7 protein-coding genes are annotated in these 12,412 nt (G+C 52.0%); 1 reads left to right on the top strand and 6 read right to left on the bottom strand.

Annotation, left to right across the window (positions count from 1 at the left end; genetic code table 11):
* Nucleotides 1–359: 359 nt before the first annotated feature.
* On the bottom strand, nucleotides 360–1,343 hold the full coding sequence (locus tag DCW36_RS10105) for a transketolase family protein (RefSeq protein WP_114778511.1): 984 nt from the start codon (nucleotides 1,341–1,343) through the stop codon (nucleotides 360–362).
* On the opposite strand from DCW36_RS10105, the gene DCW36_RS10100 reads away from it, so the two are divergent.
* Complete coding sequence (locus DCW36_RS10100) at nucleotides 1,342–1,545, top strand: hypothetical protein (RefSeq protein ID WP_125185162.1); 204 nt, start codon at nucleotides 1,342–1,344, stop codon at nucleotides 1,543–1,545. The genes DCW36_RS10105 and DCW36_RS10100 overlap by 2 nt on opposite strands.
* A gap of 188 nt (nucleotides 1,546–1,733) precedes the next feature.
* Here the strand turns inward: DCW36_RS10100 and DCW36_RS10095 are convergent, their stop codons facing one another.
* The 5 genes from DCW36_RS10095 to DCW36_RS10075 form a co-directional block, all read right to left on the bottom strand.
* A complete protein-coding gene (locus DCW36_RS10095) occupies nucleotides 1,734–2,573 on the bottom strand; it encodes a transketolase (RefSeq protein ID WP_114778510.1) in 840 nt (279 codons plus the stop codon).
* A 130-nt stretch (nucleotides 2,574–2,703) separates the two neighbouring features.
* Entirely contained in the window at nucleotides 2,704–4,449 is a 1,746-nt protein-coding gene (locus DCW36_RS10090; RefSeq protein ID WP_114778509.1) for a glycoside hydrolase family 43 protein, read from the bottom strand.
* A gap of 29 nt (nucleotides 4,450–4,478) precedes the next feature.
* Nucleotides 4,479–7,457, bottom strand: a complete 2,979-nt coding sequence (locus DCW36_RS10085) for a glycosyl hydrolase 115 family protein (protein ID WP_240676119.1) — start codon at nucleotides 7,455–7,457, stop codon at nucleotides 4,479–4,481.
* Between the two features lie 638 nt (nucleotides 7,458–8,095).
* Nucleotides 8,096–9,259 carry a mannonate dehydratase gene (gene uxuA / locus DCW36_RS10080; RefSeq protein ID WP_114778507.1) on the bottom strand — a complete coding sequence of 388 codons (1,164 nt, stop codon included), beginning with the start codon at nucleotides 9,257–9,259 and terminating at the stop codon, nucleotides 8,096–8,098.
* Between the two features lie 291 nt (nucleotides 9,260–9,550).
* Nucleotides 9,551–12,181, bottom strand: coding sequence for a glycoside hydrolase family 3 C-terminal domain-containing protein (locus DCW36_RS10075; protein ID WP_114778506.1), 2,631 nt, complete (start codon nucleotides 12,179–12,181; stop codon nucleotides 9,551–9,553).
* Nucleotides 12,182–12,412: the final 231 nt, after the last annotated feature.

Here is a 12,412-nt window from a genome sequence, read left to right as displayed (position 1 = left end):
CCACATCTCTTACTCCTGTCATCCCGCAGGGATCCTGTGGGATGGTGTTGAATAAGTTGCTAAGCGCTACTATAAAATAATTATTCATTTGAAATTACGCGTTTAGCCAGCTGTTCAGAGACTTTCCCACAAGAGCCCTGCGGGATGACAACAAATGAATTTGTTAAGAATAATTTCGACCTCATACTTAGGACGATTTAAATTGATAGCCTGATGTGTCGTTCCTGCCGGCGCAAGTGACTAAGCAATTTCTTCTGCTGATTTTCCTGGGCTTGTGGAAAAATAGCTGAGTGTAGTTAAAAACTACACCCAGAGCTCAGAACATACCTGCAGAGACTGTGGTGACAGGTGCAGCCGCCTTATCGTTGCAGGTAATAATCATTATCAAACTTCTTCTTTTTCAGCACCCGCTGTACTGCCTGGATAATGTGCGCATCATCCAGCCCATACTTCTTCATCAGTTGCTCGGGGGTGCCGCTCTCGCCGAAGGTGTCGTTCACGGCAACATACTCCATCGGCACCGGGTCGTTCGTAATCAGCACCTGGGCAATGCTGTCGCCGAGGCCGCCGAGGCGGTTGTGTTCTTCTGCACTTACCACACACCTGGTTTTGGCTACTGATTTCAATATTGCTTCCTCATCGAGGGGTTTGATGGTGTGGATGTTGATAATCTCGGCACTGATGCCCATTTCTGCCAGCTTCTCTCCTGCTTTTATGGCTTCCCACACCAGGTGTCCGGTGGCGAAAATGCTGACATCGGTTCCTTCGTTTACCAACCAGGCTTTGCCTATCTCGAACTTCTGGTCAGGTGCGGTGAAGACCGGAATTACCGGGCGGCCGAAGCGTAGGTAAACCGGGCCATGATGTTCGGCAATGGCAATGGTGGCTGCTTTGGTCTGGTTGTAGTCGCAGGGGTTTATCACCGTCATGCCGGGCAGCATTTTCATCATGCCAATGTCTTCCAGTATCTGGTGTGTGGCACCGTCTTCGCCCAGCGTGAGGCCGGCGTGGGAGGCGCAGATTTTTACGTTCTTATCGGAGTAGGCGATAGACTGGCGTATCTGGTCGTACACGCGGCCTGTGGAGAAGTTGGCGAAGGTACCGGTAAAGGGAATTCTGCCGCCTATGGTCATACCGGCAGCGATGCCCATCATGTTGGCCTCCGCAATGCCTATCTGGAAAAAGCGCTCCGGGAATTCTTTGATGAAGTCGCCCATTTTCAGGGAGCCTACCAGGTCGGCGCAAAGCGCCACTACCTTTTCGTTTCTTCTGCCTGCTTCGAGCAATCCTGCTCCGAAACCGGAACGGGTGTCTTTCTTTTCGGTGTAAGTATATTTTTTCATGGGTATTTCTGTTTTGTTGCTGCGTTTTAAGTTGCGGCAGCGGATTGTTACTTTATTCAAAGACTATTTTTCAGAGAAAAATTTAGCTGCACCAGCGACCATTGCCTTACCGGCTGCTGAAGTAAATTTTGAGTACTGGTTTATCCCCCTTGGCGAAGGAGGCAGGGGGATTGATGGCTTCTGCTGTCCTATTGGCATTTGAGCGCCTCAAGTATGTTAATTCATTTTATTGCTTTAATTCTGCAGTACCGGGTCAATCCCCCTACCCCCTTCGCCAAGGGGGATTTTGTCGCTATGCTGCCTTTTCTGCTTGTCAGGTAACGTAACCACTCCTCCTTTTTCCCGCTAATTTTTGCCTCCAAAGAGCCTTTTTTCAGCTCGTGCTTTTGACTAATAATCCTCCAGGTTACACATCAACTGACCCAGCGCTGCCTCCAGCTGTTCGTCGTTTGGCGCTACGCCATGCCACTTGTGGGAGCCCATCATAAAGTCGACGCCGTGGCCCATGTTGGTCTGCATGAGAATCATGATAGGTTTGCCTTTGAAGGCTTTGGATTTAGCCATCTCCAGCCCCCGAATCACATCCTGCAGGTCGTTGCCGTTCATTTCCATTACATCCCAGCCGAAGGCTTCGAACTTGGCGCGCAGGTTGCCCAGGGCCAGTACCTTGTCGGTGGGGCCGTCTATCTGCTGGCCGTTCACGTCGATGGTGGAGATGAGGTTATCTACTTTGTTGTGCGGGGCGTACATGGCGGCTTCCCATATCTGGCCTTCCTGCAGTTCGCCGTCGCCGTGCAGCGAAAACACGAAGCTGTTGTCGCCGTTCAGTTTCTTGGTAAGTGCAGCGCCTATGGCTACCGACAAGCCTTGCCCTAAGGAGCCGGAGGCTACGCGGATGCCGGGCAGCCCCTCGTGCGTGGCCGGGTGCCCCTGCACGCGGGAATCAATTTTGCGGAAGGTCTTTAACTCATCTTTATCGAAATAGCCTGACCTGGCCAGCACGCTGTACCAAACTGGGGAGATGTGCCCGTTGGAAAGGAAAAACAGGTCTTCACCTTCCCCATCCATATTGAACTCCGGCTTGTGGTTCATGATGTGAAAGTACAGCGCCACGAAATAATCGGTACAGCCTAAGGAGCCGCCGGGATGGCCTGACTGGCACTGGTGCACCATCCGCACGATGTCGCGCCGCACCTGGTTGGCAATATGTTCTAATTCTTGTAATTCCATTTGTAATTTGTTCAATTTAAGATGAATCAGGTATAGCAATCCCGGGCAGCATAACAGGCAGGCTGTTATGCTGTCGGTATTGCGCAATAAAAGGGAAAGTTGGTACTATCTTAGGTAACAGCAGCTGCTGTTAAGGGGCTTTTACGGCTGCAGTAGTTTCATACACCGGGTCCTTGCCTTCGTAATGGAACCAGTCGAAGGATGCTTTTCCGGTAGAAGGCTTGCCTTGCGAGGTGGCATACACGCCAAGGGTTGCCCCCACAAAACCACCTGCCGCACGCGTGCTCAGGAAGGTTCCGTCTACGTTGTCCTTCAGCAGCGTCCAGTCGCCTTCCCTGGTGCCGTAGTAGAAAGCGTACTCTCCGGCCTGGAAATCAACTTTCAGGAAAAGTGGCTTTTTAGCGTCTTTTTTCCTGAGGGGAGCTTCTGCCAGTACCGATGTTTCAGGTCCGCCTTCTGTTGCCTTTTCTGATTTGCGCAGCTGCACCACTTCCTTGCCGTTGGCGATTGTCTTGCCCAGTGTGTAGTAATTTGATTCGCCCTGGAAAGCGACAATACCGGCAAACTCGTCTGCAGACGCCGGCTTGAAATCCATTTTCGTGCTGGCGTTTCCGTAGATGTGCTGCTGGCGCCTGGCCAGGTACGAAGGGTTGGCGTTACCGGAAATTGTTTCCGGCCTTACATCCAGTGTCAGGCTACCGGCGGGTTTGCTCAGGCTGTACCACTCGGAGCGTGGCGTGCGGAGCATCATCCAGTTCATCGGCAGTTTGCTTTCATTGAATTCATCCCGGTACGTAAAGTTACCGTTCAGCGGCAGCTTCGGGGTTTCGCCCAGGGGCAGGTTGGGCCGTTGGTAGGAGAACTGCACCTCCTCAAAGTCCGGGTTGATAACCGGCCAGCCATCTTTCCATTCTACCGGGGCCAGGAATGTTTCGCGGCCGATGTTGTAGTGGTCCTGCGGCGTGTAGGGGCGGGTAGCCAGGAAGACGGCCCACCACTCCCCGTTCTGGGTCTGCACCAGGTCGGCATGCCCGGTGGCAGAAACCGGGTTCTTGCGGTCGGCGGGCAGGTGACGCTGCGTCAGGATGGGGTTGTTCGGATTCGATACATAGTCGCCGTTCACTTTTTTGCTGCGGAGTATCACTTCGGAGTGGTTCACGCTCGTTCCGCCTTCGGCCGCCATCAGGTAGTAGTAGCCGTCTTTTTTGTAGATGTGCGGACCTTCAATCCAGACTGGCTTTTTAGAAATGTCTACGCCACCGTTTACCAGGATAACCGGCGCACTGGTGGTTTTGAGGTTTTTATAATCGAATTCCTGCAGTTTGATGGTGCGGTGGCCGCTGTAGAGCGGCTTGTTATCCGGTGCATCGCTGTTGTAGATCACATAGGCTTTTCCGTCGTCGTCGAAAAACAGAGAAGGGTCGATGCCATGCACATCGCGCAACCACACCGGGTTAGACCACGGACCGGCAGGATTGGTGGCTGTCACGACAAAGTTTCCGCCCCGGTCGATGAGGGTGGTTATCATATAATACACTCCGTTGTGGTAGGAAAGCGTTGGGGCAAAAATGCCTCTGGACACGCCGTGCCTGTCCAGGTTGAGCTGTTCCGGCCTGTCCAGGATGTTGCCAATTTGGTTCCAGTTCACCAGGTCCTTGCTGTGGAAAATCGGTACCCCGGGGAAGTAAGCAAAGGAAGAGAGGATGAGGTAATAATCTTCCCCTACCCGGCAGATAGCAGGATCCGGGTAAAAGCCTGCCAGAATCGGGTTCAGAAACTTCTGTTTGTCCTGTGCAAAAGTTGTTGTGCTGAACAGACAAAAGCAACAGGCAAGTAACAGGAATGCCCTTTTCAGAAATCGGTTATTTTGATTCATACTTCGAATAGTTTTAAACTACTTTTATTTTATTCCTGATTGCTGCCTAACACAGGCTTACCTGGCTCATAAAGTGTTTCCTGTGGTCCCAGGTAACTTAGTCTTAAACCACCAGCATCAATCACTATTTTCTGTAGTACAACACCTGGGTCTACCATCCAGAATTTAAGCACATGCTCGCCCGGCTGGCTCACTTTGTGGGTGGAGGTTTTAATGTTGATGTTGTTGGCTACCCACTGGTCCCAGAGGCGCCTGTTTCCTTTCTCATTCTCATGCATGTTGATGATTTGCGGAGCTTCATCATCGATTGAAACAGCGTAACGCAGTCCCTGTGTGTCGTGGAAGTTGAGCGTGGGTGACAGATAGGCGTGCACTTTTACTTCCTGTCCTTCGAGCAGGTGGATGCGGTACTCCAGGTGCGGACTATTGCCGCCGGGTGTCTGGCTTTTAGCTGTTACCGGGAAAGGCGTCATGGCGGAACCGGTGCGTCCCAGGTCCGGGAGAAGCTGCCATTTTACAGGACCAGCCTCTACGGCACGAGTGTAATTTGGCGCTTCTATGGAAATATAGCCGCTGTTCTCTACAAACGTTTTGTTATTAGCTGGCTTTTGTACTGCAGCGTTATTCACCACGGCCATTACAGTTACTTTCCGGTTGTCCGGTCCGGTAATGATAACCGGCACGCGCTGCACACCTTTTGGCACCTGCTTCCAATCTACGCTTACCCACAGGCGCTGCTCTTTGTCTACTTTGCCTTTCTGCATAGACAGCTGCAACCATGGCACTCCTGCCTGTGCCGTAAATTCGAAAGGCGTCTGGCCCTGGTTAAACACCTCAATGGCGTACGCCTGCTGCAGGTAAGGTGTAAATGCCGGCAACACCGCTTCCTTCTTTTCTGACGGCCAGGCTGCTTCTGAACCTTCTATGGCCACGCCCATGTCAGCTGCAACCGGCACTTCCAGTTGTTTTACTTCCGGCATCACGTCTTTCTCGGGCTGCTGCCAATAGGTGTAGCTGATGTGGGTCTGGTCCATCATGTGGTCCCATTTGCCGCCGGCCATTTCTTTGTTGTAGTAGCGCGACAGTTCGGCGTCTTTTTCAAACAGCTGTTTTACCCTGGCAGCCAGATCGTTTGTAGCAGCACGTCCCTGCCGGGCATACAGTCGGTTCCAACCGGTAGTGATGTGCAACTCATTCAGGTTGGCGCAGGCTTTTACCGGGTACAGCACCAGTTGGTAGTAAGCATCTTTGTATTGAGCAGGCAGCGTATTGTAAATCAGTTCTGCCTCGCGTGCCAACTGGTTGTATTCGGCTACTATTCTTTCTGCCTCATGGTAGTTCACCAGGCTATAGGTAGTTGGCGACAGCAGCTCAGGCTTACGGCGGCTGTTGTACTTGGTGTACTTGCTTACAATGTCGGCGATAGCATTGGCATGTTTTTCACCAAACTCACGCGCTGCCCACAGCTGGGTGTATTCCTCCAGTCGCTCCACCGGCCACTTTTCGGGGTTCCAGGCGTAGTTCAGGAAAAATTCAATGGGAAATTCCATTGGCTTGATATCGCCAACATTTACAATCCAGATTTTTGTGGCGCCGTGGCGGTAAGCCAGGTGCATCTGCTCCCACACCCGTGGAATAGGGTTTGTGTTCAGCCATTTATAGTTACGCGGACCGCCAACGTAGTCGTAGTGGTAGTAGATGCCGTAGCCGCCGGGATGCGGCTTGTCGCCGGGCTTGGGCAGTTTACGGATGTTGCCCCAGTTGTCGTCGCAGAGTAGCAGTGTTACATCGTCGGGCACGCGCATGCCTTTGTCGTAGTACTCCTGCACCTCTTTGTACAGGGCCCAAAGCTGCGGCGTCTGGTTGGCCGGTTTACCTGTTACGTCGGCAATAATTTTGCGCTGGTCCGCTACGATTTGTTCCAGCAGGGCAATGTTGCTTTCTTCCGACATGGGTTCGTCGCCATCGCCGCGCATGCCAATGGTGACGATGCTTTCTTTGTTGCCCATGCGCTCGATGCCCTCTCGCCAGAATTGCTGAAGGCCGGCAGCGTTGGTCTGATAGTTCCAGGCGCCCCCTTTGCCATAGCGTCGCCACTCGTCGTGCGCGCGCATGAGGGGCTCGTGGTGTGAAGTACCTATCACCACCCCGTACTCATCGGCCAGCGGTGCACTTAGCTTGTCGTCGTCGCTGAAGGCGCTGCCCCACATGGCTGGCCAGAGGTAGTTGCCTTTCAGGCGCAGGATGAGTTCGAAAACTTTGTCGTAGAACTTGTGGTTGAAGCCACCAAACTCTTTGCGGGACCATCCGGAAAGTGCGGGGGCTTCGTCGTTAATAAAAATACCTCTGTACTCCACCACCGGCTCGCCCTGGGTATGACGGCCCGGCAGCACATGCAGTTCCTGCTGTTGCTTTACCGGCACATCGGCCCAGTAATACCACGGCGACACGCCAATCTGTGCCGACAGGTCATACATGCCGTAGATGGTGCCGCGCTTGTCGCTGCCTGCTATTACCAGTGCCCTGTCCACACCACGCATCGGCTTTTCTACCACCTGCAGCAGGAACGTTTCTCTTTTTCCGGCAATACCTTTTACATCCAGCTTCTTATCCTTTACCAGCTTATCGATAACCGGACTTTTCCCCAGTGTGCCCACCAGCACGATTTCTTTTACCTTTGGCAGGTTCTTTCCTATTATAAGTTGTGGCTCCGCTGTTGTCACACGCTGAAGGTCGGCCTGCAGGTGCTTTGCTACCCGGATGACACCAGGAAAATCGGTTTCGCTTACATACAAAGGCGCAGGTTTGCCTGCCGTAGCCAGTGCAAAAGTACCCTTCCCTTTCTCAGTAGTTATATAAGGCTTTTCTCCATTCACCGCTAAAACTGCGGGAGCATTGCCCAGCAGGAATACGGCCAGCACAAGCAGCATCACTCCTGGTTTGGAAAGCAGCAGTGACTGTGGTGGCTGGTGCAGCGTATTTTTCAGAAGTGTCTTTACTAAAAGCATTCAATATTGGTTTAATAGGTTTCCTGAAACAACCCGCAATAGTTGCACGAACATTAGTTCAGGTGGCACATTGCAAATTTATTTATTCAACTATTGGCAGGAACAAATTCACCTTACATGTCTTATGTATCAGGTTACATTTGCACAATGGTATGTAACAAACATTTGAGCTAGTGTTACACAAGAGCTTAATTTCAACGAATTGGCGTTTTTTGCTGCCTGGCAAAAGTACCGGCGAAGCAAATGTTTTCTTACCTTATTGCGGCACAAAAATTCTGCTGCACCTGCCGTTATGCATGAAACCGGTTTGTAAATCTGAGCTCTGGAGAATGAAGCGGAACAGCCTTTGATGGAGACAGGTTCACAGTTATTCCAAATAGTAAAAAGGATATTCCATTACGATGCGGCTTTTAGCAGATGTTTCTGCAGCTAGCCCACAAGTTCCCTCAGGGATGACAGGAGGGAGAAAGATAGGGAAGCGAATAAATACTATTTGGTATTACTGTTCATCTTAGGCATTCATTTATCGGGTAATACAACCTAATGCCGTAAACTTAGGGAATTCTTGGGTGTAGCTAAAAACTACACCCAGAGTTCAGGCATTTGTTTTACTTTCGTTGACGGCATTGCAATACCACCTAATAAAGCGACCGCTCTATGCCCATTTCCAGCCCCCGCAGCTCGGCCAGTCCTTTTAGCCTGCCGATGGCGGAATAGCCCGGATTGGTAACCTTGTGCAGGTCGTCGAGCATCTGGTGGCCATGATCGGGGCGGAACGGAATGGGCTGCTCACGCTCACGGTTAATAGCTACTAATTCCCGCATCACCCCATACATATCCACATCGCCGTCCAGGTGATCGGATTCGAAGAAATTTCCTTCCGCATCTTTGCGCACGTTGCGCAGGTGCGCAAAGTACACCCTGTGTCCGACAGCCTTCAGAATCTCCACCGGGTTGTTGTGGCCGCCCGCTCCCAGTGAGCCTGTGCAGAAACAGATGCCGTTCGGCTTGCGGTCCACCCGCTGAATGATGTGCAGGAGGTCTTCTTTGGAACTGGCAATGCGCGGCAGGCCGAGGATAGGGAAAGGTGGATCGTCCGGGTGGATGGTCATCACGATGCCTTCTTCCTCGCAAACATCCATGATAGATTCGAGAAAATAGGCCAGGTTTTCCTGCAGCCCGGCATGGCCGATGTTCTTGTATATTTCGATGCTGTCGGTGAGCTGCTCCAGCGTAATGCTGCCTTCCGTGGGAACGCCCATCAGGATGATGTCGTGCAGGCGCTTCAGGTCTGTTTCGGAAGACTGCTTGTGCCGTTCTTTAGCTTTTGCTACGATAGCCGGTGCATAGTCCTGTTCGGCACCTGCTCTTTTCAGGATAAACAGGTCGAACACCGCCAGGTCTGCCCAATCGAAGTAGAGTGCTTTGGCGCCATTCTCCAGCTCCAGTTCCAGATTGGTGCGGGTCCAGTCGAGCACGGGCATAAAGTTGTAGCAGACGGTTTTAAGGCCGCAGGCTGCCAGGTTGCGGAGCGACTGACGGTAGTTTTCCAGGTACAGTTCGCAATCTGCGTTGCGGGTCTTGATAGCTTCGTGCACCGGCACACTTTCTACCACCGCCCAGGTAAGCCCGGCTTCTTCGATAATGCGTTTGCGCTCCTGTATCTCTTCCAGTTGCCACACTGCCCCATGCGGCACGTGGTGCAGGGCACTCACAATACCAGTAGCGCCAGCTTGTTTTATATCTTGCAAAGTAACCGGGTCGTTTGGCCCGTACCACCTCCAGCTTTGTAACAGCGTCATAGTTGTTCTTGTATGGTAATTGTACTTAGAGTCTGATTTCTGAATTGCTATTTCCTGATTTTGCAGATCTGGCTCTCATGTCCTCGCATGTCCTTCCTGTTCATCATTGATGCCCGTGCCGCTCCGCAGACAAATGAAGCCGCTTCTAACAAACACATGGCCATACCCAGACATAAAAATCATATTAAATTTTTAAAATTGCAACCGATTGCGAAATATAATCATAGCATGTAAACCAAATAACCAGCCACTCTTTTCCTATCATCAACCGTTCCTGTTCAGCACCTTCTTTTATTGCAAAACCAATGTACCCTCTACGGTCTTTTTACTCTTTTTCGTAGCGGCATTGGGCTGGCTGCCGCCTACGCTTACCTGCACATTACCAGGCAGGTGGTGCGCATAGCCGTCTTCCCCTATTACCGTCAGATCCTGCGGTCGGAGCGTAAACGTCATCACCTTACTTTCCCCTTTCCGGAGCGGGATGCGCTGGAAACCTTTCAAAGCCCGGATGGGGGTTCGGTACCCCGGTATGTCCCTGCTGATATATAGCTGCACCACTTCCTCACCATCCATCTTTCCTGTATTGGTAACCCGCACGCTTACCTGAACCGGGCTGTTTACTTTGCTCGTAGCAGGAACCTGTAACTGGTCATAAGAAAAATTGGTGTAACTCAGGCCATGACCGAAGGCGTAAAGAGGCTGCCCTTCAAAATACCGGTACGTACGGCCATCCATCGAATAATCTACAAAAGGTGGCAGATCGTTATCGCTCTTGTAAAAAGTTACCGGAAGCCGGCCTGCCGGGTTATAGTCTCCGAACAGTACATCGGCAATGGCAGTACCAGCCAACTGGCCGGCGTACCAGGCATTCACGATGGCCGGCACATTTTCGGCTTCCCATGGAATAGCAATGGCACTACCTGTCATCATGACAAACACCACTGGTTTACCTGTTGCTTTCAGGGCTTTCATTGCCTCCGTCTGTACCTTTGGCAGCAGGATAGAGGTGCGATCGCCGCCAGCGAAGCCAGGTTCGTCCACTTTCATTTCTTCGCCCTCCAACTGCGGCGATATACCACCTACAAAAATAATAGCGTCAGCATCTTTCACACGGTTGGCCAGGGCCTTGAAGTCAGTCCTGGCCATATTGCCGGCACGCAGGTGAACGGAAGCTTTTCCTTCAGCCTGGTAGTATTCCAGCACCAGGCGGTAGGCTTTACCTTGCTGCACAGGCAGCTTATAGGTCCTGGCGCCCCAGCGGTTGCGCGTCCAGGCATTGAGCTGCTCCTTGCCGTCCACCAGGAGGCGGTATCCGTCGTCGCCTTCAACTTCCAGCATAATTGAGCCTGTCGAGCTGGCTGTATAGTCGGTGGTGTAACGGGCCGAGAAGTTGTAGGCTTTCATGTCATTCACTACCGTTTCTCCTTCCTGCCAGTTGTGGGCTATGTTTGGCTCCTGGCGCACGGCCACCGGCTGGCCCTTCAGTTCCTTGTTATTAAAATATTCAGCCTTTACGCCAGGTTTACCCTCGAAGCTGAGTTGTTTGCTAATATCGGTGTAGACAAGCAGCGTGTCTTTTGTGAAGGTGCTGGCACGTTCGTACACCACTTGCGTGTTTGGTCCTACCTTGTTTCGGATGCCTTGCAGCGCTGTCACGATTTCGGACGGGGTGCCATTGTAGTTGCCGAGCACCGCGATGGCATTGTCGGCATTCGGGCCTATTACAGAAATCTTCTTCAGGTTCTTGCGCAGGGGCAGCGTGTTTTTATCATTCTTGAGCAGCACCATCGACTGTTGCGCCATCTTGAGGGAATGTGCTTTATGCGGTGCACTTTCCAGTACGCTTACCGGCGTTCGCGCATAGGCCACCAGGGCCGGCGGATCGAACATGCCCAGTCGGAACCGGATGGTAAACAGCCGCTTCACGGATACATCTATCTGCCGCTCGGTTATCTTGTCGTCTTTCACGGCCTGCACCAGTGCTTTGTAGGCGTCGGTACCGCAGTCGATGTCGGTGCCGTGCATCACGGCGTCGGCAGAAGCACTTGCAGCATCGGGGTGGGTTTTGTGGTTTTTGAAGAAATCGTCGATGGCCCAGCAGTCGGAGGTAACGTAGCCGGTAAACTGCCACTGGTTGCGCAGGATATCGTTCATGAGGATATCGGAGCCGCAGCAGGGTTGCCCGCGGAAGGCATTGTAGGCACACATCACACCGGCTACCTTGGCGTTTACCACCAGTTCTTCAAACGCTGGCAGGTAAGTGTCCCAAAGGTCGTAGTCGGAAGCGGTGGCGTTAAACACATGCCGCTCCGGTTCCGGACCGCTGTGAACAGCATAATGCTTGGCACAGGCTGCTGCTTTCAGGTACTTCGGATCTTCTCCCTGTAACCCACGCACAAAGGCTTTGCCCAGCATGGCTGTCAGAAAAGGATCTTCGCCGTAGGTTTCCTGCCCACGGCCCCAGCGCGGGTCGCGGAAGATGTTGATATTTGGTGTCCAGTAGGTAAGGCCTACGTAACGCTGCCCTGATTTTCCTTCTGCAATGGCTTTGTTATAAATAGCTCTTCCTTCCAGGGCCGAAAAATCAGCCATATGGTACAGGGAGGTGGTATCAAAAGTAGCCGCCATGCCGATGGCTTGCGGGTAAACGGTTACTTTATAAGGCGTACGCGCCACGCCGTGCAGCACCTCGTTCCACCAGTCGTAGGAGGGAATACCCAGGCGGTCGATGGCGGGAGCCGCGTTCAGCATCTGGGCTACTTTCTCTTCCAGGGTCAGGCGCGACACAAGGTCATTTACCCTTGCTTCGGTGGTGAGTGAAGGGTCCTGGAAAGGGTACTCGTACTTTTCTTTCTGTTTAATGGTAAATGCTACTGTTCCCAACACTACAGCCATTAAAAGAAACGACAGGATAGCTCTCATTTATTTGTTTTTACAATACTTATAAATTAATTCAGAATTAGTCTACTATTGTTGTGTTTGTTACTATGAAATAAAATCAGCTGCACCTGCCACCAAACCTGCTGCTCCTGTAAGCGCAGTTGCTTTTTCTTGCTGCACATCGGGGCAGGCCCCCTAAGCACACAATCACTTACTTGCCTCCCCTCCTGAAGCTGCCTGCTGTGTAAGTATTTTCAACAGCATGTGGCGTTT

Origin of the sequence: Botryobacter ruber (assembly GCF_003347595.2) — a bacterium.
Taxonomy (GTDB): domain Bacteria; phylum Bacteroidota; class Bacteroidia; order Cytophagales; family Hymenobacteraceae; genus Pontibacter; species Pontibacter ruber_A.
The sequence above is the reverse complement of the archived record's forward strand: the minus strand, read 5'-3'. Positions and strand labels throughout refer to the sequence as shown.

Coding starts and splice junctions, on each gene's coding strand:
- DCW36_RS10100 (WP_125185162.1), top strand. CDS start 1,342: ATGGGTATTTCTGTTTTGTTGCTGCGTTTTAAGTTGCGGCAGCGGATT.
- DCW36_RS10105 (WP_114778511.1), bottom strand. CDS start 1,343: ATGAAAAAATATACTTACACCGAAAAGAAAGACACCCGTTCCGGTTTC.
- DCW36_RS10095 (WP_114778510.1), bottom strand. CDS start 2,573: ATGGAATTACAAGAATTAGAACATATTGCCAACCAGGTGCGGCGCGAC.
- DCW36_RS10090 (WP_114778509.1), bottom strand. CDS start 4,449: ATGAATCAAAATAACCGATTTCTGAAAAGGGCATTCCTGTTACTTGCC.
- DCW36_RS10085 (WP_240676119.1), bottom strand. CDS start 7,457: ATGCTTTTAGTAAAGACACTTCTGAAAAATACGCTGCACCAGCCACCA.
- uxuA (WP_114778507.1), bottom strand. CDS start 9,259: ATGACGCTGTTACAAAGCTGGAGGTGGTACGGGCCAAACGACCCGGTT.
- DCW36_RS10075 (WP_114778506.1), bottom strand. CDS start 12,181: ATGAGAGCTATCCTGTCGTTTCTTTTAATGGCTGTAGTGTTGGGAACA.